Here is a 21,662-nt window from a genome sequence, read left to right on the forward strand (position 1 = left end):
TCGGAAGGCACGATGGTGTTCATCGCCACCGAGGAGAAAAACCATGCAAAGAACCATCCCCCTGATCCTGGCCGCCATGCTCGCGCTGGGCGCCACCGCTGCCGACGCCAGCATCCACTACGTATGCGAGGCGGCGCGCGGCAAATGCCCGAAACCGCCGGTGCCGCCCGCCCCTCCCGCTCCACCCGCGCCGCCGGCCCCGCCGGCGATCGTCGGCCAGCCGACGCCAGCCACGCCGGCCAGGCCCGCCCCTCCGGCGCCGCCGGCGCCACCCGAAATCGACCTGCCCGAAATTCCCGCCGCCTTCCACGCGGCCTGCCAGGGCAAGGTAGATGGCACCAGGCTGAACCTGACCATGCGCCCCGGCGAAGGCATGGGCGGCGTGTGCGAGAACGAAGGCGGCAAGATGGTATTTCACCTGCGCAGTTACCATCGCGCGGATTGAGCGCGGTCGACGCCAGGCCCGGCATCCTCTATGCTGGGCAAATGACGTCCCCCGCCCCGACCACTCCCCGCCCAGAACCGCCCGTCGCGCCCGACCTCGACGATTGCTGCCGCAGCGGCTGCGTGCCCTGCGTCTTCGACCTGTACGAGGACGCGCTGGCGCGCTATGAAGCCGCGCTGGCGGCATGGGAAGCGGCGCAAGCACCGCCCAACTGAAAGTCGTAATGTTAATAGATTGATTACAATGAGCTGAACCGTGTCATGCCTGCGGAGGGCTCATGTTTGGTCTCGATCTTCCATGGTGGGAACTGATTGCGCGCGGCGCCATCGTGTATTGCGCGCTCCTCATCATGATGCGCCTGTCCGGTCGCCGCACCGTCGGCCAGTTCACGCCATTCGACTTGCTGGTGGTGATGCTGCTGTCGGAGGCTGTATCCAACTCAATGACAGGTGGCGACGAATCGCTGTTCGGTGGCCTGATCATCGCTGCGACCCTGGTCGCCCTGACTGTGCTGTTCGCCTTCGTCACTTCACGCAGCAAGAAGCTCGAGGAAATCATCGAGGGTAGCCCTGTGCTGATCGGCCGCGACGGCGTGTTCTTCGACAAGGTAATGAAGCGCTGCCGTCTCTCCGAAAGCGACGTGGAAGTAGCGCTGCGCGAGGCCGACTGTCCCCGTCCCGACATGAAATGCGCCTTCCTCGAAGCGGACGGGCAGATCAGCATCCTGCGCAAGCCTCAATAGCCTCTTCGCTCTTGCCTGAACTGCCGAGATTTCTCAGCAGCCTTTAACCTCCCGTACGGTGTGGGCGGCCTAATCCTGCTGTGCTAATTTTTTGGGCACTGCCGCCAATCTGGCGGCGCGATTGGTTTCTTTCCTATTCAGGAGGTCTACCATGAAACGATCCCTCACCGTGTTAGCGCTGGCCGCGTCGACCATGGCCGCCGCCACCAGCCAGGCCGCGCCGGTCTATTACCGGGCGGTTGCCAGCGGCCCCGCCGAAGACACTCCCAACGGCTCGCCGGGATCGAGCGTCTCGGCCTTCGAGATCGACGACCTCATCCTGCGCGCCGAGGTGCCGTTCCGCGACCTGTCCAGCCCGAGCATCAGTGCCCACATCCATTGCTGCACGGTGGACGCCTTCCGCGGCGTGGCGCCGGTCGCCATTCCCTTCACCGACTTCCCGCTGCAAGTCACGGCCGGCGCCTATACGGCCTCATTCGACCTGGGCGACCCCGCCGTCTACAACCCGGACTTCCTGGCCGAAAATGGCGGTACGCCGCAGCTGGCCAGCGGAGCGCTGATCGATGCCTTCAACGGCAACCAGGCCTACATCAACATCCATACCGAGCGCTATACGGGCGGCGAAATCCGCGGCTTCGCGGTCGCGGCCCCGATCCCGGAGCCGCACACCTGGGCGATGATGGGGATGGGACTGGGCATGCTGGCGCTGCTGGCGCGGCGCCGTCTTACTCCGCAGCCACGCCTGGCGAAGTAGCTTCCGCTGCTGCGCGGCGCGCCAGAAGGCGGCCCCAGGCGGGGATTGCCGCCTGCCAGAAGGCGTTGCGCGTGCGCGGCGGCGCACCTTCCAGGTCGAGGTCAAGGAAGCGGGCCGATGCCAGCAGCGCGGCGACGGCGGCGGGTTCGTCCCCCGCCGTCACCGCCAGCGCACCGGTCTGCTTCGACAATTTCTCGCCATTCTCGTTGCGCACCACCGGCACATGCAGGTAGCGCGGCGTCGGCACGCCCAGCAGGCGCTGCAGGAAAATCTGGCGCGGCGTGGAATCGAGCAGGTCGGCACCGCGCACGACGTCGGTCACGCCCTGCTCGGCATCGTCCACCACCACCGCCAGCTGATAGGCCCAGAAGCCGTCGGCGCGCTTCAGGACAAAGTCGCCCGAGTCGAGCGCCAGGTGCTGCGTGACCTTGCCCGCGAAACGGTCGATGAAGGTGATCTCGTCAAGGCCGGCCTCGGGTACGCGTACGCGCAGGCTGCGCATGGTGCGGTCCGGCCCCAGGCCGTGGCGGCAGGTGCCGGCATAGATGGCCGCGCCGTCTGGTGCGAAGCCGAGGCGCGAGTCGGCGATCTCGCGCCGGTTGCAACCGCAGGGATAGGTGTCTTGCGCGATTCGCTCCGCTGCCGCCTGGTACAGGTCCTTGCGATGACTTTGCCAAACGATTTCGCCGTCGGCATGCATGCCCAGCGCATCGAGCAAAGCGAGGATGCCCTCGGCCGCACCTTGCACGCTGCGGCCCTCGTCGACGTCTTCGATGCGCACCAGCCAGGTGCCTTCGTGCCAGCGCGCGTCGAGATAGCTGGCCAGCGCCGCCACCAGCGAACCGGCGTGCAGCGGGCCGGAGGGCGATGGGGCAAAGCGACCGATATAAGCTTGGTTCACTTGCTTACTTCTTGGCCTTCTTTTCGTGCTCGGCGATGATGCCGGTAACTTGATCGACCACTTCGTTCGGCACGGCGACCGACAGCTGGTAATGCACGATCTCAAGGCCCTTGGCCGTCTTGCGGATCACGCCGCTGGCCATCGCATGCCCCATGTTCTTGGTGTCGAGCAATTCGTCGAACCAGATCAGCGACTTGTCGGCCGACGCGTAGACGTTACGGCGAGTCGCCTTGAAAGTCCAGGCCGACTTGGCGTCGAAATACTTCTTCGACCATGCCTTGAATTCGTCGCGGGTCCACAGCTCGCTGCGGTCGGTGCCGATGTAGACACCGTCCCTGGCGATCTTGTCGAAATAAGCCATGCGCGTGTTCGCCGCGTCGTCATGCCATTCGTCGACGAAGGCGTTGACCTGCTTCGTCAGTTCGGCATCGGTGGCCGCGTTGGCAGCGCCAATCAAGCCCAGGCACAGCAAGCAGGCGGTCAGAAAGCGTTTCACGAAAAGTCCCTTCGATAGAGTTTGAGCGCAGTTATTGTACACATGCAAATGTGCTCGCAACAATGTGAGCAATACACGCGCTCAAGCTCCTTACCGGTGCAACTCCCCTGCCCGTTCCGGCTGGTAGTCGATGTCGAGCACGACGGCCTCGAAAGTTCCTCCGCCCGGGCGTTGCCAGGTGATGCTGGCGCCGACGCGCAGGCCCAGCAGGGCGGTGCCGACCGGCGTCAGCACCGACAATTGCTCGCCGCTGTCCTTCATGTCTTTCGGATAGCTCAGGGTCATGGTCACGTCTTCGTCGGAACCGGCGAAGCGGAAGCGCACGCGCGAGTTCATGGTGACGACGTCGGGCGGCATGTCCCACGGCTCGACCATTTCAGCACGCTCGAGTTCGCTCAACAGGGCGTCACGCGCATTGGCTTGCGCGGCGGGAAGGCGGTCGAGGATGCGTTCGAGACGCTCGAGGTCGAGCCAGGATACGACGATGGAAGGTTTCATGTGTTCTCCACAAAATGACCGGATAAGGTCAAGAATGATGACGGCGCCGCATGGTCGATGCGGCGATTCAGTGAATGGAGGCGGCCCGGGAGGATGGACAGGCGCTGGCCTGCCGTGTTCCTCACCGAGCCCGGGAAAGCCGGGCGAGGTCGAGGCTGGAAAGGCGCGCCGCTCGGCGCGATGCCACGCGCACGCGCACGCCACCAGCGCCCAGGGGCGATGTGGCGTCAAACGGTGGCAGGCAAAATGGATTCATGGCGGGCGGCTGAGACGATTAGCGCAGTATAGCCGTTCCTTCAAACTTACGCGAAGCTATCCATAGTTAACTTTGCTGTTGAATTCCTGCTTCACCGGGGCCGGTTTCACCTCGCACTTGACGCGCGAGGCCAGCGCCTGCCCCTCCACAGGCCGATGCGGTGGAACTCACCGCCATATTTCTCAGGTTGATTGCCGCGTTGACGTCCCGGTCGTGCAGTGTGCCACAGCCGGGACAACGCCAATGACGCACCGCCAGTGGGAGCACATCCATCCGGTAATCACAGCACGAGCATGTCTTGCTGCTCGGGTACCAACGATCCACCACGACGACCTGACCGCCACGCCGCGCAGCCTTGTATTCCAGCTGGCGGCGCAGTTCACCAAATCCCATATCAGCGATCGCCCGGGCCAGGCAATGATTTGCGAGCATGCCCTTTACGTTCAGGTCTTCGATACCGATGGTGTGGAAATGGCCGGTGATATAGGCGCTCAACTGATGCAGGCTATTGCGCCTCATATCGCCAATCCTGGCGTATAGCCGGGCAAGCCTGGCTTTCGCCTTTGCACGATTGCGCGATCCTTTGACTTTGCGTGAGACCTCGCGCGACAGGCGTTGCAGGCGAGCGAGCAGTGTGCCCAACGCTTTCGGGCCTGTGAACACTTCACCGGTAGACAGCGTGGCCAGCGCCGAGACACCAAGGTCGACTCCCACCGCGCCTTGGGTTTCGGCTGGCGGTTGAGGTTGATCCTTGATGTCAACGGTGATGCTCGCATACCAGTGATCGGCAATCCGGCTGATCGAGGCAGAGACGATGCGCCCGAAGAAACGCAGGGATTCGTGCATGCGGACCCATCCCAGTATAGGAATGCGGATGCGCTTCTCCCCGACACGGAACTGGTCATTGCTTAATGTAAATCGATCGTCACGGCCCTTGCGGCGAAAGGTGGGATAGCGGGCACGCCCTTTGAAGAAATTCTCGAATGCTCGCCCCAACTGCATGATCGCCATCTGCGGTGCGTTCTTGGTCACTTCCAGCATCCAGGGGAATTGCTCGCGCTTGATCGCGTTGAGCTGGCACCGCAATGCCGCCTCATTTGGCTTGTCCACCGCCGGGTCGACCTTGCTTGCCTCGTACTGTCGCCTCCACTCGACCAAGGCCCAGTTATAGGCAAAACGTGCAGTGCCAGCCGCACGCGCCAGATACGTCGCCTGGACATTGTTCGGATCGAGTCGGATGCGATGGGCTAGGTACATTGCGACTCCTTGACTGCTGCACGCACGCCATCGATCAGCTTCTGGTTGCGGTGACTGCGGCTTACATAGAGACGGGCCGAGAAGACGGTGATGATCTCGAGCACGTCGCTAGCTAGCTCTTCTTCGAAATTGGTGTCCTCGCCCTGGTTGATGATGACTACTTCGACCTGTCTTGTCTGGCACAGGGCGAATATCAGCTCTGCGCCAAAACGCAGTAGTCGATCCTTATGCGTCAAGACCAGGCGTCCAACCTCATCTTCGACAATCCCATCAAGCAAACGTTTCAAGCCATTCTTGCGATAGTTCATGCCGGACCCAAGGTCGGCAATCATGTCGAACGCCCATCCATGACTCGCGCAGTACAATTCAAGTACCCGCTTTTGTCGCTCCAGGTCCGCTTTCTGATCATGGCTGGAAACCCGAGCATAGGCGACAGTCTTACGCACCGCCTGAGCACCGCTGCGAGCTTCAGGTCGCAAGGCAGACAAGTTATACCGGCGCTGACCTCCTTCTGTTCGCAAAGGAGTAAGCCGACCGCTGGCCTCCCAGCGACGCAAGGTACTTGTCGAGACGCCCAAGGCTTGCGCAGCCAAGCTGATGGAAACGAACTTGTTCATAATGCATAAGACTGCATAAATTCAAACAAGTTCTCATCTAACTGTTAATAACCCCCTTTATCGTCCAGTCAACCGGCGATGGCTCTGGACGATGGCTTATTTACTTGCTGGCGGCGGACTTGCTCACGAGTGCGTCGAGCACCTGGCCGGTCGCCGTCATCAACTGGCCCACGTCCTGGATCTTGTTGGCTTGCCGCACCGCATCGGGCGACACGACATACTTGCCGTCGATGACTACGGTCGGCGTACCGCTCACTTTGTAGGCGTTGGCGATCTGCGTCAGGCGCTTGAGCTTGGTCTGCACGCCGAACGAGTTCCACGCTCCCATGAATTTCGCCTTGTCCAGGCCATTGGCCGCGGCCCAGGAAATGATGTCGTCGTCCTTCATCAGGCGCTTGCGTTCGACGTGCACGGCGCGGAACACGCGGTGGTGGTATTCGTCGAGCTTGCCCATCGCTTCCAGCGTCAGGAACAGGCGCGCTTCCGGGTCGAGCGGACCCTGGAACGGCAGCGGGATGCGGCGCATGACGATATTGTCGCCCTGCTTCTTCGCCCAGTTGACGAGGGTCGGCTCGAACGCGTTGCAGGCGCCGCAGTGATAGGCGAAGAACTCGATCACTTCGACCTTCTTGCCCACAGCTTGGGTCGCCTGCGGCTGTGCCAGGGTGGTGAATTCGGCGCCGTTACGCGGGTCGGTGGGCGACGCGTTGGCGACACCCGCAGCCAGGGCGGCCGCAACCAGGACAAAATGCGGGGCAAAATACGGGGCAAAACGCATGAGACGCATATCTTTCCTTCGGCAAATAAGTGGACGAAGGCGAGGTTACCACTTTTTTATGCTTCGACCGCCGGAGAAGCTGCGCAGGACTGGGAACGCCGGACCACGAGAAACAGCCAACAAAAAAGCGGGCCGAAGCCCGCTTTCCGATGACGCCGCGTTGTAATTAACGCTTGTCGATACCCGGCACGTCGCGCACCGGCGAACCGACGAACAGCTGACGTGGACGGCCGATCTTCTGCTCTGGATCGGCGATCATTTCGTTCCACTGGGCGATCCAGCCGATGGTGCGAGCCATGGCGAAGATACCGGTGAACATCGAGGTCGGGATGCCCAGGGCCGATTGCACGATGCCCGAGTAGAAGTCGACGTTCGGGTACAGCTTGCGCGACACGAAGTATTCGTCGTTCAGGGCGATCTTTTCCAGTTCCATCGCCAGCTTGAACAGTGGGTCGTCCTGCAGGCCCAGCTCTTCCAGCACTTCGTGGCAGGTTTCGCGCATCAGCTTGGCGCGCGGGTCGAAGTTCTTGTACACGCGGTGACCGAAGCCCATCAGCTTCACGCCCGAGTTCTTGTCCTTGACCTTCTCGATGAAGGCCGGGATATTCTCGACCGAGCCGATTTCTTTCAGCATGGTCAGTGCGGCTTCGTTGGCGCCGCCGTGGGCAGGGCCCCACAGGCAGGCGATGCCGGCAGCGATACAGGCGAACGGGTTGGCGCCCGACGAACCGGCCAGGCGGACGGTCGAGGTCGATGCGTTCTGCTCGTGGTCCGCGTGCAGGATCAGGATGCGGTCCAGGGCGCGCACCAGCACGTCGTTGACCTTGTACTCTTCGCACGGGTTACCGAACATCATGTACATGAAGTTGGCGCTGTACGACAGGTCGTTGCGCGGGTACATGAATGGCTGGCCGACCGAGTATTTGTAGGCCATCGCGGCCAGCGTCGGCAGCTTGGCGATCAGGCGGATCGCCGAGATTTCGCGCTGCTTGGCATCGTTGATGTCCAGCGAGTCATGGTAGAACGACGCCAGCGCGCCGACGGTGCCGACCAGCACCGACATCGGGTGCGCATCACGGCGGAAGCCACGGAAGAAGAAGTTCATCTGCTCGTGGATCATCGTGTGCTTGGTCACGGTGTCGCTGAACGTCGCCTTCTGCTCTGCGTTCGGCAGTTCGCCGTTCAGCAGCAGGTAGCAGGTCTCCAGGAAGTCGCAGTTGACGGCCAGTTGCTCGATCGGGTAGCCGCGGTACAGCAGCTCGCCCTTGTCACCGTCGATGTAGGTGATGCTCGAGTTGCAAGCGGCGGTCGACATGAAGCCAGGATCGTAGGTGAACTTGCCGGTCTGGGCATACAGCTTGCGGATGTCGACGACGTCCGGGCCGATGGTGCCCTTGTAGATTGGCATGTCGACCGACGGGCTGCCGTCCGAGAACGACAGGGTGGCTTTGGTATCAGAGATGTTCATGGCACTTCCTTCTTGTGGGAGTGGGTTCTACAAAATAAAACGAAACCGGAGGGCGCCGCGACCAGCCCGCGAGGCAGACCGGATGCCCAATTTCGCTTACGCTTGCCGCAACCGCGCCAACAAGGCACGCACATGCGGCAGGTCGACTTCGCCGGAAGGCTCGGAGCGTCCCAGCAGCAGGTCCATCAACGGGTTGTCCGCCAGATCGAGCAGGCGGGTCAGCGCATCGACCTCTTCGTCGGTCAGTTCTTCTTCGTGCGCATCGAGGAAGCGCGTGAGAATCAGATCGTTCTCGAGCAATCCCCGGCGTGCGCGCCAACGCAGGCGGGCACGGTTGGCGGGATCGGATTGATGCGCGTTTGCACTAGGTTTCACACTAGAGTCCGTTGTGGGTTCGACATCATACTCCGGCTGCCGCGATTCGGCAGTACGGTACTTTTACTGTATTGCTTCGGCATATTTAGTGCCAAAACGGGTGATGCACACGTGCGCCGAACGCGTGCGAGCTCGACGCACGTCTGCATACCAGACTGAACGCATGCAACGCCGCACGACGGCGTCGCATGCGTGACACGCCTTAAATGGCGCGACGAACCAGCAGTTCCTTGATCTTGCCAATCGCCTTGTTCGGATTCAGGCCCTTCGGGCACACGTCCGTGCAGTTCATGATCGAGTGGCAGCGGAACAGGCGGTACGGGTCTTCCAGGTTGTCCAGGCGGTCGTTGGTCGCTTCGTCGCGCGAGTCGGCGATGAAGCGGTAGGCCTGCAGCAGGCCGGCCGGGCCGACGAACTTGTCCGGATTCCACCAGAACGACGGGCACGAGGTCGAGCAGCAGGCGCACAGGATGCACTCGTACAGGCCATCGAGCTCTTCGCGCTCTTCCGGCGACTGCAGACGCTCTTTCTCGGGCTTGATCGAATCGTTGATCAGGTACGGCTTGACCGAGTGGTACTGCTTGAAGAAGTTGGTCATGTCGACGATCAGGTCGCGCACCACCGGCAGACCCGGCAGAGGACGCAGCACGATCGGCTGGGTCAGCTCGTTCAGATTGGTGGTGCAGGCCAGGCCGTTCTTGCCGTTGATGTTCATCGCGTCCGAACCGCACACGCCTTCGCGGCACGAGCGGCGCAGGGCCAGCGAATCGTCGACGTCCGACTTGATGCGCTGCAGGACGTCCAGCAGCATCTTGTCGGTGTCTTGCAGTTCGACGGTCACGTCTTGCATGTAGGGCTTCGAATCCTTGTCCGGATCGTAGCGGTAGATTTTCAGTTGGACGGTGCGTGCCATTTGATTACCTGTTCTGGGCCGGAACATCGGTTCCGGCCGTGGAAAATATTAGAAAGTACGGGCCTTCGGCTTGAAGGTGTCGACGGTCAGCGGTTTTTGCACGACAGGCTTGTAGTCGAGACGGTTGCCTTCCGAGAAGAACAGGGTGTGCTTCATCCAGTTCTCGTCGTCGCGGTTCGGGAAGTCGCTGTGGGCGTGGGCGCCGCGCGATTCCGGACGCGCCGCTGCCGACACGATGGTCGCCTTGGCGGTCTCGATCAGGTTGTCGAGTTCCAGCGCTTCCACGCGGGCGGTGTTGAACACCTTCGACTTGTCCTGGAACGACACGTGCTTGCGACGCTCGTCGAGCTTCATGATTTCGGTGACGCCCGTCTCCAGCAGTTCCTGGGTACGGAACACGCCGCAGTATTTCTGCATCGTGGCGCGGATATCGTTGGCGACGTGCTGCACTTTTTCGCCGCCGACCGAGGTCTCGAGCTTGTTCAGGCGCGCCAGGGCGAAGTCAGCCGCGTCCGCTGGCAGCGGCTTGTTCGACTTCTGCTTCAGGTTCGACGCGACGACGTGGTTGCCGGCCGCGCGGCCGAACACCACCAGGTCGAGCAGCGAGTTGGTGCCCAGGCGGTTCGCGCCGTGGACCGAGACGCAGGCGCATTCGCCAATTGCGTACAGGCCATTGACGATCTTCTGGCCGCCGGCGCCGTCAGGCGCCACCACTTGACCGTGGATATTGGTCGGGATGCCGCCCATCTGGTAGTGGATGGTCGGGACGACCGGGATCGGTTCCTTGGTCGCGTCGACGTTGGCGAACTTGTGGCCGATTTCCAGGATCGAAGGCAGGCGCTTCTCGATGGTGTCCTTGCCGATATGGCGCAGGTCCAGCAGCACGTGGTCCTTGTTCGGACCGCAGCCGCGGCCTTCCTTGATCTCCTGGTCCATCGAACGCGACACGAAGTCGCGCGGCGCCAGATCCTTCAGGGTCGGCGCGTAGCGCTCCATGAAGCGTTCGCCGTTCGAGTTGATCAGGATACCGCCCTCGCCGCGCACACCTTCGGTGATCAGGACGCCGGCGCCCGAGACACCCGTTGGGTGGAACTGCCAGAACTCCATGTCTTGCAGTGGCAGGCCGGCGCGCGCCGCCATGCCCATGCCGTCGCCGGTGTTGATGAAGGCGTTGGTCGAGGCGGCGAAGATGCGGCCTGCGCCGCCGGTGGCGAAGATGGTGGTCTTCGCTTCCAGGATCATCACGTCGCCGGTTTCCATTTCCAGGGCCATCACGCCAACCACGTCGCCGTCGGCGTCGCGGATGATGTCGAGGGCCATCCACTCGACGAAGAAGTGGGTGCGGGCGCGGACATTGCGCTGGTACAGGGTGTGCAGCAGCGCGTGGCCGGTACGGTCGGCCGCGGCGCAGGCGCGCTGGACCGGCTTCTCGCCGAAGTTCGCAGTGTGACCGCCGAATGGACGCTGGTAGATGGTGCCGTCAGGGTTGCGGTCGAACGGCATGCCGAAGTGCTCGAGCTCGTAGACGACCTTCGGTGCTTCGCGGCACATGAATTCGATCGCATCCTGGTCGCCCAGGTAGTCGCCACCCTTGACGGTGTCGAACATATGCCAGTACCAGTCGTCCTCGCTCATATTGCCCAGCGAGGCGCCGATGCCGCCCTGCGCCGCGACGGTGTGCGAGCGGGTCGGGAAGACTTTCGACAGGACCGCAACGTTCAGGCCGGCTTCGGCCAGTTGCAGCGAGGCGCGCATGCCGGAACCGCCGGCGCCCACGATGACCGCGTCAAAACGACGGGTTGGAATTGCAGTTTTGATTGCTGCCACGATTACACACTCCAGAGAATTTGCACGGTCCAGGCGGCGCAGGCGATCAGCCAGAAGATCGTTGCGAGCTGGAGCAGCAGGCGCAGGCCTGCGTTCTTGACGTAGTCCATCCAGATGTCACGGATGCCGACCCAGGCGTGGTAGTACAGCGCCAGGAAGGTCACCAGCGAGAACAGCTTGAACCACTGTTGGGCGAACAGGCCGGCCCAGCCTTCATAGGTGAAATTCTGGCCGGTCAGGAAAGAGACCAGCAGGACGACCGTGTAGATCGCCATGACGATGGCGGTGACGCGCTGCGCCAGCCAGTCACGGAAGCCGTAGTGGGCGCCGACAACCATGCGGCGTGGGCCGATATTATTCTTCGTTGCCATGATTTAAAACACTCCGAACAGTTTCAGGCCGACCAGCGCGGTCAGCAGCAGGCTGATGATCAGCACCCAGCGCGCGGTCTTCTGGGCAGCGTCCTTGTCCAGGGCAAAGTGATTGTCCATGAACAGGTGGCGGATGCCGGCGGTGAAGTGGTGCAGGTAAGCCCACGACAGGCCCAGCAGGATGATCTTGACCAGCGGGTGCGACACGATGCCGGCAAAGTAGCCGAACGTCGATTCCGACAGCAGGCTCTGCTGGAACAAATACAGCAGGAACGGCAGCATCAGGAACAGTCCGGCGCCGCTGACGCGGTGCAGGATCGACACGATCGCCGACGGCGGCATGCGATATTTCGTCGTGATATCGCCGATTCCGACGTTGCGATACACCGGCCGCCCTTTCTTGCTTGCTTCTCTCACGGCTTCCGACATGATGGTACACCTCCCATTTATGACAAATTTTTGTATGAACCCTGCATTCTTGCCGATTTCACGTCCTGGTCCGGGAAAGTGGGACCAGGCCAGCGGGACAGCGAGCGGCGAACCGGGTCATGTCCGTCGCGTACCCAAAACCAATATATTTTAATCGCATTCGTGCGATTGCCGCAGAGGGGAGTTTTATCCCATTTGGCTATTTTCCGAACTATTTGAAAAGACAGAAAACAGAGAATATTTACTCGGCTGTTTTCAGCTTTATTCTCCTCACGACAATTCGTTCAAATAATGGTGTTTCACGGTCGAGTACAGCTCGCGGCGCAGCTCGACGGCCTTGTCGCCGTAGGTGAACGACACTCGCTCGCCCAACAGCAGCGGCGTGCCGGGCGCCACCCTGAGGTGCTCGGCCGTGGCCGCGTCGGCCGACACCGCGCGGATCTTTTCGGTGGCGCGGATCATGCGCGTGCCGAACTCGGTCTCGAACAGGCCGTACATCGGGCCCTTGTATTCCTGCAGCCGCTCCGCGCTCAGGCCCTTGAACAGCTGACCCGGCAGCCACAGCTCTTCCAGGATGGTCGGCTGGCCGTCGAACGACTGCACGCGTTTGATGTAGACCACGGCGTCGCCCGACTTGAGATCGAGCAGGCGCGCGACCTCGGCCGGCGCACGCATGCGCTTGACCTCGAGGAAGCGGTTCTCCGGATCATGGGGGAGCCCTTCATCCGGCATCAGTCGTAGGAAGCGGAAATGGGCGCGCTCTTCGGCGTGGCTGGCAACGAAGGTGCCCTTGCCCTGGCGCCGCAGCACGAGGTTTTCGGCGGCCAGTTCGTCGATCGCCTTGCGCACGGTGCCCTGACTGACCTTGAAACGGGCCGCCAGCTCGACTTCGCTCGGCATGAGTTCGCCAGGTTTCCACTCACCGGCCTGCAGGCTCTGGGTGATCAGCGCCTTGATCTGCTGGTACAGGGGCCGGAACGAGGGCGAACCACTGCTGACAGGATCAACGGCCGGATTGGATGGGGCGGAATTCATAGACCGCGATTTCACCACAAAAGTGCATGACCGTCCAGTATTAGAGGTCTTTAGATATGTGTCTTATATAAGACATATGATATTGAATTGACAGACCAAACGGCGGAGGAATACACTCATGGCCGACCGGGAGTCGGCGCCACCCTTGTCATCATTGTACGCGCGCGACACCCGTCTTTCGACCTTGAAGGCTTGAAGAGCGCTTTTGGTATCATTGCAGCTTCATCAAACCGCAGTGAAGGCAATTTGTAACCAAACAGGCGTATGCTCGGCGTCGACCTTCGGCGCAAACCGTTTTCATTCCCACTTTGGAGATTCATCATGGCTAAAACCCCAATGCGCGTCGCCGTCACCGGCGCGGCCGGCCAGATCGGCTATTCCCTGCTGTTCCGCATCGCCAACGGCGACATGCTGGGCAAGGACCAGCCGGTCATCCTTCAGCTGCTCGAGATCGACAACGAGAAGGCACAGAAGGCGCTCAAGGGCGTCATGATGGAAATCGACGACTGCGCATTCCCACTGCTCGAAGGCATGACCGCCCACTCCGACCCGATGACCGCCTTCAAGGACGTCGACGTCGCCCTGCTGGTCGGCGCCCGCCCACGCGGCCCGGGCATGGAGCGCAAGGACCTGCTGGAAGCCAATGCCCAGATCTTCACCGTGCAAGGTAAAGCCCTGGACGCCGTCGCTTCGCGCAACGTCAAGGTGCTGGTGGTCGGCAACCCGGCCAACACCAACGCCTACATCGCGATGAAATCGGCCCCGAGCCTGCCGGCCAAGAACTTCACCGCCATGCTGCGCCTGGATCACAACCGCGCCCTGTCGCAAGTGGCCGCCAAGACCGGCAAGGCCGTCAAGGACATCGAAAAGATGGTCGTGTGGGGCAATCACTCGCCGACCATGTACGCCGACTACCGCTTCGCCACCGCTGGCAACGAAGCCGTCAAGGACCTGATCAACGACCAGGAATGGAACGCCAACACCTTCCTGCCGACCGTCGGCAAGCGCGGCGCAGCGATCATCGAAGCGCGCGGCCTGTCGTCGGCAGCGTCGGCAGCCAACGCCGCCATCGACCACGTGCGTGACTGGGTGCTGGGCACCAACGGCAAGTGGACCACCATGGGTATCCCTTCGGATGGTTCCTACGGTATCCCTGAAGGCACCATGTTCGGCTTCCCGGTTACCACCGAGAATGGCGAATACACCATCGTCCAGGGCCTGGACATCGATGCATTCTCGCAAGAGCGCATCAACCTGACCCTGAAAGAGCTGGAAGAAGAGAAAGCCGGCGTCGCTCACCTGCTGGGCTAAGTTTGAACCTGGCGCGCGGCATTTGCCGTGCGCCGACTGCGCCGTGCCATGCAATTGGCACGGCCGTTTTATGTTGAGAGATATGCACCCTTCCGAGGTTTTATTCCAGGGCAAACGCCAGCCACTCCTTCTCCCCGCCTGCGATCACTACGCCGGTTCCGAGAAGCTGATGCGCAAATCGATGGCCCTGCAACAAGAGCTTGGCCCCCTGTTCGACATCACGTTCGACTGCGAAGACGGCGCCACCGCCGGCAGCGAACTGGAGCACGCCATCCTGGTGGCGCAACTCGTCAACAGCGACGACAACCATTTCAACCGCATCGGCGCCCGCCTGCACGAGCCGGCCAGCCCCCATTTTGCGAAAGACGTCGAATTCATCATCGGCGGCGCGGCCAAGCGCCTGGCCTACATCGTGCTTCCCAAGGTGGAAAGCGCGATGGAAGTCACGCGCGCGATCGACCTGATCAACCAGCATGCCCAGGCCGCCGGCCGCGCGGATCTGCCGGTGCACGTGCTGGTCGAGACCCATGGCGCGCTGCGCGAAGCCTACGACATCGCCGCCCTGCCCCAGGTCGAATGCCTGTCGTTCGGCATCATGGACTTTGTGTCGAGCCACTATGGCGCGATCCCCGCGAGCGCGATGCGCACCCCGGGCCAGTTCACCCACCCGCTGGTGGTGCGCGCCAAGCTCGAGATGGTGGCCGCCTGCCACGCCCATGGCAAGGTGGCATCGCACAACGTCACGACCGACATCAAGGACAGCCCGACGGTCGCCAACGACGCCCAGCGCGCCGGCGCCGAATTCGGCTTTACCCGGATGTGGAGCATCCATCCGGACCAGATCAAGCCGATCCTGAAGGCGTTTACGCCACGCCTGTCCGAGGTCAATGAAGCGACGAATATCTTGACCGAGGCCATGGCGGCGGACTGGGGACCGATTGCCCAACATGGCCGCTTGCACGACCGTGCGAGCTACCGATATTATTGGTCGGTGTTGCAGCGGGCCAAACTGGCGGGCCTCGCGCTGCCGGAAGCCGCTGCCGCAATCGTCAACCTCCCCGACAGCGAATAAACCGACCATGGCCATCCTCCTCCCGAAAATGATCGCCGCCTGCGCCGTCGCGCTCGCGGCTGCCGTCGCGTGCGCGCCGGCAAGCGCTTCTGTCGCCAAGGAAAAGCATCCGAAAGCGGAAGCGGTCCTGAAGGCGCAAGCCAAGAAGAAACCGAGCAAGAAGGCGCAGGCAGCCGCCGCTGCGGCGACCGCTGCTGCTGCTGCGGCGGCAGTCGCGGCGAACCCGCTCGAAATCAACGAGCCGGACATCACCGACACCAGGGTGACCGAATACGCTTGCGAACTCGGCAACAAGATCACGATCTATACCAACGATACCGATGACAGCCATATCGCGCTGCGCTGGAAGCAGCGCCTGCACCGCCTGGCCCGCATCGGCACCACCACCGGCGCGCTGCGCTTCGAGAATCCGCACTATGGCCTGATCTGGATCGGTATCCCATCCAAGGGCATCCTGCTCGACTCGAAGCTCAACCGCCAGTTGGCCAATGAATGCAAGAACGCCGAACAGTCCGCGATCGTGGCGACCGCGGAACCGGAGGCGAGCAAGACTTGAAGATGCGGCGCGGACTTTCCCGGAAGTTAGCGCCGTTCTGTCGCCCGAAGTTATATCTGGCCCGTTATTTCCGTGAACGCTGCTGTTGAAATAACAATATTCCCACTGAAGGAGAGATTATGTCTCGCAACACTCTGAACACACTGAAGGAATTCCCGATCGGCGCAGGCCAGAGCGGCCAGTTCCATTCGCTGCCGGCGCTGGCGGAAAACCTCGGTGTGAACCTGTCGCGCCTGCCGGTGTCGATCCGTATCGTCCTCGAGTCCGTGCTGCGTAACTGCGACGGCAAGAAGGTCACCGAAGAACACGTCAAGCAAGTCGCCAACTGGGGCGCGACCGCAGAGCGTACCGACGAGATCCCGTTCGTCGTGGCCCGCGTCGTGCTGCAGGACTTCACCGGCGTGCCGCTGCTGGCCGACCTGGCCGCGATGCGCAACGTCGCCGCCAAGATGGGCCTGGACGCCAAGAAGATCGAGCCGCTGGTGCCGGTCGACCTGGTGGTCGACCACTCGGTCACCATCGACCACTTCCGCGAGCCGAACGCGCTCGACCTGAACATGAAGCTGGAATTCTCGCGCAACAACGAGCGCTACCAGTTCATGAAGTGGGGCATGCAGGCCTTCGACACCTTTGGCGTCGTCCCTCCGGGCTTCGGCATCGTCCACCAGGTCAACCTGGAATACCTGGCGCGCGGCGTCATGAAACAGGGCGACGTGTACTACCCTGACACCCTGGTCGGCACCGACTCGCACACCACCATGATCAACGGCGTCGGCGTCGTCGGCTGGGGCGTGGGCGGCATCGAAGCCGAAGCCGGCATGCTGGGCCAGCCGGTCTACTTCCTGACCCCGGACGTCATCGGCGTCAACCTGAAGGGCAAGCTGCGCGAAGGCTGCACCGCGACCGACCTGGTGCTGACCATCACCGAACTGCTGCGCAAAGAGAAAGTCGTGGGCAAGTTCGTCGAGTTCTTCGGCGAAGGCACCCGCTCGCTGTCGACCACCGACCGCGCCACCATCGGCAATATGGCGCCTGAATACGGCGCGACCATGGGCTTCTTCCCTGTGGACGAAGCGACCGTCGACTACTTCCGCGGCACCGGCCGTACCGAAGAAGAACTGGCTGCCTTCGAAGGCTACTACAAGGCCCAGGGCATGTTCGGCATCCCGCAGGAAGGCGAGATCGACTTCACCCGCGTGGTCGAGCTGGACCTGTCAACCGTCACGCCTTCGCTGGCAGGTCCAAAGCGTCCGCAAGACCGTATCGAGCTGGGCAACGTCAAGAACAACTTCACCGAGCTGTTCAGCAAGCCGACCACCCAGAACGGCTTCAACAAGAACCCGGACGACCTGCACAAGGTCTACGAGACCACCAACGGCGTGCGCGTGAAGAACGGCGACATCCTGATCGCCGCCATCACCTCGTGCACCAACACCTCGAACCCGAGCGTGCTGCTGGCTGCCGGCCTGCTGGCCAAGAAAGCCGTCGAGCGTGGCCTGACCGTCGCGCCGCACATCAAGTCGTCGCTGGCGCCCGGATCGCGCGTGGTCACCGAATACCTGACCGCCGCTGGCCTCTTGCCTTACCTGGACAAGCTGGGCTTCGGCGTGACCGCCTACGGCTGCACCACCTGCATCGGTAACGCCGGTGACCTGACCCCGGAACTGAACGCCACGATCACCCAGAACGACATCGTCGCGTCGGCCGTGCTGTCGGGCAACCGTAACTTCGAAGCACGTATCCACCCGAACATCCGTTCGAACTTCCTGGCGTCGCCACCGCTGGTCGTCGCTTACGCGATCGCCGGCAACATGACGAAAGACCTGATGACCGAGCCAGTCGGCAAGGACAGCAACGGCGTCGACGTCTACCTGGGCGACATCTGGCCAACCTCGCAAGAGATCGGCGAACTGATGCGCTTCGCGATGAACTCGGAAGTGTTCAAGAAGAACTACGCCGACGTCAAGGGCAACCCTGGCGCGCTGTGGGAACGCGTGTCGTCGACCGAAGGTCAAGTCTACAACTGGCCTGAATCGACCTACATCGCCGAACCACCGTTCTTCGCCGATTTCGAGATGACCCCGAAAGCGGCCGCCACCAGCATCACCGCGGCCCGCGCCCTGGGCGTGTTCGGCGACTCGATCACCACCGACCACATCTCGCCGGCCGGTTCGATCAAGGAAGACGGTCCTGCAGGCAAATGGCTCAAGGAACATAACGTCCTGAAAGCGGACTTCAACTCCTACGGTTCGCGCCGCGGTAACCATGAAATCATGATGCGCGGCACCTTCGCCAACGTGCGTATCAAGAACCGCATGATCCCGGCCAAGGCTGACGGTTCGGCGGTCGAAGGCGGCATTACCCTGCACCAGCCGACCGGCGAACAGATGTCGATCTATGACGCTGCAATGAAGTACGTGGAAGCGGGCACCCCGACCATGATCTTCGGCGGCGAAGAATACGGCACCGGCTCGTCGCGCGACTGGGCTGCCAAGGGCACCCAGCTGCTGGGCGTGAAGGCGGTGATCGTGCGTTCGTTCGAACGCATCCACCGTTCGAACCTGGTCGGCATGGGCGTACTGCCGCTGCAATTCATCGGCAACGACAGCGTCGACACCCTGGGCATCACCGGCAAGGAAACCTACGACCTGAAGGGCCTGGAAGGCGAGATCAAGCCGCAACAACTGGCGACCCTGGTGATCCACCGCGAAAACGGCGAATCGCAAGAAGTCAAAGTGCTGCTGCGTATCGACACCCCGATCGAAGTCGACTACTACAAGCATGGCGGTATTCTGCCGTTCGTGCTGCGTCAGCTGCTGGCTGCCTAATCGGTATAGCCCGCTGCGGCGGGCTGCCTGACAAGCAAAAGGGCTGGAATCCTTACGGGTTCCAGCCCTTTTCTATTGGTGATATACGGTGCGGACCACGTCCGTCACCTCGAACCATCGCCGCTAGCACGTCATTCCCGCGCAGGCGGGAATCCAAGTCTTACGCGCGCCACGGGTATCAAACGTCAGTGGTAAGCACGCACACTTAGGTTCCCGCCTGCGCGGGAACGACGGTCTCGAGGCTGGTTGTAAAGCGGGCGCCGCCGCTCATACCTCGGCCCACATCCGCAGCAGGTTATGATAATGCGCCGTCAACCCCACCGTGATCTCCGACTCCCCATGCTGGGCCCGCAGCTTCTGGATCTGGGTATCGAGATCGAACAGCATCCCGCGCTTGCCGTCGTCGCGCACCATGCTCTGGGTCCAAAGAAACGAAGCCACCCGCTCGCCGCTCGTCACCGGCCGCACCTGGTGCACGCTGCCCGACGAATACACGATCGCGTCGCCCGCCGCCAGCTTGACCTCGTGGGTGCCGTACAAGTCGACCACTTCCAGCTCGCCGCCCTCGTATTCGTCGGGCTCGCTCAGGAACACGGTGGTCGAGACATCGGCCCGCACCGGAGCCCCGCCGCCGCGCTGGGCGCGGATCGCGCCGTCCACGTGCAGTCCGTAATGCTCGCCGCCGCTATATGAATTGAAATATGGCGCCAGCACCCGCAGCGGCAGCGCGCTCGAAAAGAATATGGGGTTCGCCATCAGGGCCGCGCTGACGATCTGGCCCAGCTCAACGGCCAGCGGCGTGCCCTCGCCCAGCTGACGGTTGCGCTTGACCTTCGCGCCTTGGGGGCCAACGCTCTCGCGGCCATCGAGCCATTCCGGCGCGCCAGCCATGCGGGCGCGGAGTTGGGCCACCTGATCCGGCGTCAGCACGCCGGGAATATGCAGCATCATGTCGTTCTTCTTGCTGTAGAACCAACAAAAAAATCCCTCCTGACAGAGTCAGGAGGGCAGAATCCGGTTGCCCGGCGGGGGTGGTACTCCGTGAGAAACATCCGTCAGTGCTTTCCCGGTCACCAACGGCTACTGCAACAACAGCTGGAAACACAACTTGATGAACACTCCAATCGCTCTTCCCAAACATGTTTGAATGAGAATTATTCTCATTATGTACCGTGTTCACACATTGTGCAAGCGTTTGCGTGCGCGGCGATCGTCTGGCTTTCGTCCTGCCTTCATGACAGCCATTGTTCATGACCTGTAGCCGAATCAACTACAATACCGGGGATATGGGTTTATCATCACCCCTCGGACTTTCGAAACATTCACTGACAAGAGACCCACCAGCGCCATGCGTCGTCCTTCCAAAGATTCAACACCAAAACTTTCCGCAGAAAGCCAGCGCCTCGTCAGCCTCTCGCAAGCCCTCATGCAAGCTGCCAGCCGTGCTGAAGAACGTGCGTGGGAACACCAACTCGACACGTGCCTGCAGAAGCTGCTCAAGACCAATCACCAGGACAGCATCGACGCCGCCCTGAACGCCCTGTTCAAGGACGACCTGGCCTCGTACGACGTGCTGATGGATACGGTCGAAGCGGTCAGCGAATCGGCCACCATGGTCGAGCAGGCCGATGGCGGCGACGTCACCTGGCAGGCCCTGCTGGTCGCGGCGCCAATCCTGGCCTGGACCCGCTTCTCGATCGCCACCGGCACCATCCCCAACGACCTGCTGTCGACCCTGGGCGCCCATTTCTCGGCCCACCTGCTGGCCGATGGCACCAAGATGGCGATCGCACCCACCCTGTATTCGCTCGACCAGCTGCCGCGCACCCACGCCGAAACTGCGGCGCTGACGCAGAAGCTGGCCGCCGCCGCGCACAAGGGCGGCACCATCAAACCGGCCCAGCACCTGGACGAAACCGCGCCCTTCCTGGCCGATACCCGCTACCTCTTGATCGCGATCGTCGCCCGGGCTGGCGAGCCGCTGTTCCGCTGGCAAGAGCCGCAGCACCATCTGCGTTTCGCTGACGAGCGCAACCGCAGTCTCGAGCAGTGGCGCGCCCAGGCCACCGCGAATATCGCGCGCCTGCTGCCGGGCTGCGGCATCGAACTGCTGCTGCCGGAAGCCTATTACGTGGCCTGCCGCGAAGCCGATAAATTGATCCGCCCGATCTCGATCCGCGCCGCGGTGCACTACCTGACCAATACGCTGAACGTGGAAGCGTCCGACCTGCGCGCCGTGATCGCGGGCTTTGGCGAAGAGTCGCCGGACATCCAGATCGACGAATACCGCGTCTCGTTCACCATGCGCCAGAGCGCCGACGTGGTGTATGGCATCGTCTGGCCGCTGTATGGCCAGGAAGACGAGGAAGGCACGCCGATGGAAGGTCCGCTGGCGATCGCCGCCACGCCGCTGTCCCCGATCAACGAGATCGCGGCCCACCTCAACGACGCCGGCGTCGCCCACATCAAGCGCATCAACGAACGCTACGCGGCAGAATACTGCGACGACTGCGGCGCGCCGCTGTTCGCCGATCCGACCGGCGAGCTGGTGCATGCCGAAATGCCGGAAGACGCGCCGGCGGGGACCGAGCACTTCCACTAAGCCCGCCAGTCAAATCCCCGTCGTTCCCGCGAAGGCGCACTGGTGTCCGGAATATTTATACGCAAAGTATGCATCGTCATCCCCGCGAAGGCGGGGATCCAAGTGAAATCACAGAATGTTCATGCTCTTGC

23 protein-coding genes are annotated in these 21,662 nt (G+C 62.1%); 9 read left to right on the top strand and 14 right to left on the bottom strand.

Annotated features, from left to right (window positions below):
• Positions 1-43: 43 nt before the first annotated feature.
• The 4 genes from SOM61_RS24600 to SOM61_RS24615 all read left to right on the top strand — a co-directional run bounded on the left by SOM61_RS24600 (position 44) and on the right by SOM61_RS24615 (position 1,941).
• Positions 44-445 (top strand): hypothetical protein, encoded by a 402-nt coding sequence (locus tag SOM61_RS24600; protein ID WP_320476512.1) that lies wholly within the window; start codon positions 44-46, stop codon positions 443-445.
• Between the two features lie 41 nt (positions 446-486).
• Positions 487-660: an oxidoreductase-like domain-containing protein gene (locus SOM61_RS24605; protein WP_320476513.1), complete on the top strand. Its 174-nt coding sequence runs from the start codon at positions 487-489 to the stop codon at positions 658-660.
• Between the two features lie 62 nt (positions 661-722).
• Entirely contained in the window at positions 723-1,187 is a 465-nt protein-coding gene (locus tag SOM61_RS24610; RefSeq protein ID WP_320476514.1) for a DUF421 domain-containing protein, read from the top strand.
• Positions 1,188-1,338: 151 nt separating this feature from the next.
• On the top strand, positions 1,339-1,941 hold the full coding sequence (locus tag SOM61_RS24615; protein WP_320476515.1) for a CHRD domain-containing protein: 603 nt from the start codon (positions 1,339-1,341) through the stop codon (positions 1,939-1,941).
• Here the strand turns inward: SOM61_RS24615 and gluQRS are convergent.
• From gluQRS to SOM61_RS24680, 13 genes are all read right to left on the bottom strand, one after another.
• Complete coding sequence (gene gluQRS, locus SOM61_RS24620) at positions 1,913-2,842, bottom strand: tRNA glutamyl-Q(34) synthetase GluQRS (protein WP_320476516.1); 930 nt, start codon at positions 2,840-2,842, stop codon at positions 1,913-1,915. The genes SOM61_RS24615 and gluQRS overlap by 29 nt on opposite strands.
• A gap of 4 nt (positions 2,843-2,846) precedes the next feature.
• Positions 2,847-3,338: a nuclear transport factor 2 family protein gene (locus tag SOM61_RS24625; RefSeq protein WP_320476517.1), complete on the bottom strand. Its 492-nt coding sequence runs from the start codon at positions 3,336-3,338 to the stop codon at positions 2,847-2,849.
• Between the two features lie 90 nt (positions 3,339-3,428).
• Entirely contained in the window at positions 3,429-3,836 is a 408-nt protein-coding gene (gene rnk / locus SOM61_RS24630; RefSeq protein WP_320476518.1) for a nucleoside diphosphate kinase regulator, read from the bottom strand.
• Positions 3,837-4,158: 322 nt separating this feature from the next.
• The gene (locus SOM61_RS24635; RefSeq protein ID WP_320476519.1) at positions 4,159-5,349 is read right to left on the bottom strand and encodes an RNA-guided endonuclease InsQ/TnpB family protein; all 1,191 of its coding nucleotides are present in this window, start codon (positions 5,347-5,349) and stop codon (positions 4,159-4,161) included.
• Positions 5,340-5,966: an IS607 family transposase gene (locus SOM61_RS24640; protein ID WP_320476520.1), complete on the bottom strand. Its 627-nt coding sequence runs from the start codon at positions 5,964-5,966 to the stop codon at positions 5,340-5,342. The genes SOM61_RS24635 and SOM61_RS24640 overlap by 10 nt, the downstream gene beginning before the upstream one ends.
• A 100-nt stretch (positions 5,967-6,066) precedes the next feature.
• Positions 6,067-6,753, bottom strand: coding sequence for a thiol:disulfide interchange protein DsbA/DsbL (locus SOM61_RS24645; RefSeq protein ID WP_320476521.1), 687 nt, complete (start codon positions 6,751-6,753; stop codon positions 6,067-6,069).
• A 157-nt stretch (positions 6,754-6,910) separates the two neighbouring features.
• Complete coding sequence (gene gltA, locus SOM61_RS24650) at positions 6,911-8,212, bottom strand: citrate synthase (RefSeq protein WP_320476522.1); 1,302 nt, start codon at positions 8,210-8,212, stop codon at positions 6,911-6,913.
• 96 nt (positions 8,213-8,308) lie between these two features.
• Positions 8,309-8,587, bottom strand: coding sequence for an FAD assembly factor SdhE (locus SOM61_RS24655; protein ID WP_005666165.1), 279 nt, complete (start codon positions 8,585-8,587; stop codon positions 8,309-8,311).
• Between the two features lie 202 nt (positions 8,588-8,789).
• Positions 8,790-9,500, bottom strand: coding sequence for a succinate dehydrogenase iron-sulfur subunit (locus SOM61_RS24660; RefSeq protein ID WP_320476523.1), 711 nt, complete (start codon positions 9,498-9,500; stop codon positions 8,790-8,792).
• 48 nt (positions 9,501-9,548) lie between these two features.
• Complete coding sequence (gene sdhA / locus SOM61_RS24665) at positions 9,549-11,327, bottom strand: succinate dehydrogenase flavoprotein subunit (RefSeq protein WP_320476524.1); 1,779 nt, start codon at positions 11,325-11,327, stop codon at positions 9,549-9,551.
• A 2-nt stretch (positions 11,328-11,329) separates the two neighbouring features.
• Positions 11,330-11,698: a succinate dehydrogenase, hydrophobic membrane anchor protein gene (gene sdhD, locus SOM61_RS24670; protein WP_109346929.1), complete on the bottom strand. Its 369-nt coding sequence runs from the start codon at positions 11,696-11,698 to the stop codon at positions 11,330-11,332.
• Between the two features lie 3 nt (positions 11,699-11,701).
• A complete protein-coding gene (gene sdhC, locus SOM61_RS24675) occupies positions 11,702-12,127 on the bottom strand; it encodes a succinate dehydrogenase, cytochrome b556 subunit (RefSeq protein WP_183407442.1) in 426 nt (141 codons plus the stop codon).
• Between the two features lie 270 nt (positions 12,128-12,397).
• The gene (locus SOM61_RS24680) at positions 12,398-13,162 is read right to left on the bottom strand and encodes a GntR family transcriptional regulator (RefSeq protein WP_320476525.1); all 765 of its coding nucleotides are present in this window, start codon (positions 13,160-13,162) and stop codon (positions 12,398-12,400) included.
• A 321-nt stretch (positions 13,163-13,483) separates the two neighbouring features.
• Between SOM61_RS24680 and SOM61_RS24685 the strand changes: the two genes are divergently transcribed.
• The 4 genes from SOM61_RS24685 (at position 13,484) to acnA (ending at position 18,929) form a co-directional block, all read left to right on the top strand.
• On the top strand, positions 13,484-14,473 hold the full coding sequence (locus tag SOM61_RS24685) for a malate dehydrogenase (RefSeq protein ID WP_320476526.1): 990 nt from the start codon (positions 13,484-13,486) through the stop codon (positions 14,471-14,473).
• A gap of 82 nt (positions 14,474-14,555) precedes the next feature.
• The gene (locus tag SOM61_RS24690) at positions 14,556-15,545 is read left to right on the top strand and encodes an HpcH/HpaI aldolase/citrate lyase family protein (RefSeq protein ID WP_320476527.1); all 990 of its coding nucleotides are present in this window, start codon (positions 14,556-14,558) and stop codon (positions 15,543-15,545) included.
• 7 nt (positions 15,546-15,552) lie between these two features.
• Positions 15,553-16,101, top strand: coding sequence for a hypothetical protein (locus tag SOM61_RS24695; RefSeq protein ID WP_320476528.1), 549 nt, complete (start codon positions 15,553-15,555; stop codon positions 16,099-16,101).
• Between the two features lie 119 nt (positions 16,102-16,220).
• Positions 16,221-18,929 (top strand): aconitate hydratase AcnA, encoded by a 2,709-nt coding sequence (gene acnA / locus SOM61_RS24700; RefSeq protein ID WP_320476529.1) that lies wholly within the window; start codon positions 16,221-16,223, stop codon positions 18,927-18,929.
• 267 nt (positions 18,930-19,196) lie between these two features.
• Here acnA and SOM61_RS24705 read toward each other — a convergent pair whose 3' ends face one another.
• On the bottom strand, positions 19,197-19,880 hold the full coding sequence (locus tag SOM61_RS24705; protein ID WP_320476530.1) for a Fe2+-dependent dioxygenase: 684 nt from the start codon (positions 19,878-19,880) through the stop codon (positions 19,197-19,199).
• A 397-nt stretch (positions 19,881-20,277) separates the two neighbouring features.
• Here SOM61_RS24705 and SOM61_RS24710 point away from each other — a divergent pair, with 397 nt between their 5' ends.
• Complete coding sequence (locus SOM61_RS24710) at positions 20,278-21,531, top strand: DUF2863 family protein (protein ID WP_320476531.1); 1,254 nt, start codon at positions 20,278-20,280, stop codon at positions 21,529-21,531.
• The last annotated feature ends 131 nt before the right edge of the window (positions 21,532-21,662 follow it).

Source organism: Massilia sp. CFBP9012, from assembly GCF_034045115.1.
Classification (GTDB): Bacteria; Pseudomonadota; Gammaproteobacteria; order Burkholderiales; family Burkholderiaceae_D; genus Telluria.

Bases quoted from the DNA above. Each gene is read 5' to 3' on its own strand.
- SOM61_RS24660 (WP_320476523.1), bottom strand. From the start codon at position 9,500: ATGGCACGCACCGTCCAACTGAAAATCTACCGCTACGATCCGGACAAG.
- SOM61_RS24705 (WP_320476530.1), bottom strand. From the start codon at position 19,880: ATGATGCTGCATATTCCCGGCGTGCTGACGCCGGATCAGGTGGCCCAA.
- SOM61_RS24600 (WP_320476512.1), top strand. From the start codon at position 44: ATGCAAAGAACCATCCCCCTGATCCTGGCCGCCATGCTCGCGCTGGGC.
- SOM61_RS24695 (WP_320476528.1), top strand. From the start codon at position 15,553: ATGGCCATCCTCCTCCCGAAAATGATCGCCGCCTGCGCCGTCGCGCTC.
- SOM61_RS24710 (WP_320476531.1), top strand. From the start codon at position 20,278: ATGCGTCGTCCTTCCAAAGATTCAACACCAAAACTTTCCGCAGAAAGC.
- SOM61_RS24635 (WP_320476519.1), bottom strand. From the start codon at position 5,349: ATGTACCTAGCCCATCGCATCCGACTCGATCCGAACAATGTCCAGGCG.
- SOM61_RS24685 (WP_320476526.1), top strand. From the start codon at position 13,484: ATGGCTAAAACCCCAATGCGCGTCGCCGTCACCGGCGCGGCCGGCCAG.
- SOM61_RS24615 (WP_320476515.1), top strand. From the start codon at position 1,339: ATGAAACGATCCCTCACCGTGTTAGCGCTGGCCGCGTCGACCATGGCC.
- sdhC (WP_183407442.1), bottom strand. From the start codon at position 12,127: ATGTCGGAAGCCGTGAGAGAAGCAAGCAAGAAAGGGCGGCCGGTGTAT.
- gltA (WP_320476522.1), bottom strand. From the start codon at position 8,212: ATGAACATCTCTGATACCAAAGCCACCCTGTCGTTCTCGGACGGCAGC.
- SOM61_RS24645 (WP_320476521.1), bottom strand. From the start codon at position 6,753: ATGCGTCTCATGCGTTTTGCCCCGTATTTTGCCCCGCATTTTGTCCTG.
- SOM61_RS24640 (WP_320476520.1), bottom strand. From the start codon at position 5,966: ATGAACAAGTTCGTTTCCATCAGCTTGGCTGCGCAAGCCTTGGGCGTC.
- SOM61_RS24605 (WP_320476513.1), top strand. From the start codon at position 487: ATGACGTCCCCCGCCCCGACCACTCCCCGCCCAGAACCGCCCGTCGCG.
- SOM61_RS24610 (WP_320476514.1), top strand. From the start codon at position 723: ATGTTTGGTCTCGATCTTCCATGGTGGGAACTGATTGCGCGCGGCGCC.
- sdhD (WP_109346929.1), bottom strand. From the start codon at position 11,698: ATGGCAACGAAGAATAATATCGGCCCACGCCGCATGGTTGTCGGCGCC.
- SOM61_RS24680 (WP_320476525.1), bottom strand. From the start codon at position 13,162: ATGAATTCCGCCCCATCCAATCCGGCCGTTGATCCTGTCAGCAGTGGT.
- rnk (WP_320476518.1), bottom strand. From the start codon at position 3,836: ATGAAACCTTCCATCGTCGTATCCTGGCTCGACCTCGAGCGTCTCGAA.
- SOM61_RS24690 (WP_320476527.1), top strand. From the start codon at position 14,556: ATGCACCCTTCCGAGGTTTTATTCCAGGGCAAACGCCAGCCACTCCTT.
- acnA (WP_320476529.1), top strand. From the start codon at position 16,221: ATGTCTCGCAACACTCTGAACACACTGAAGGAATTCCCGATCGGCGCA.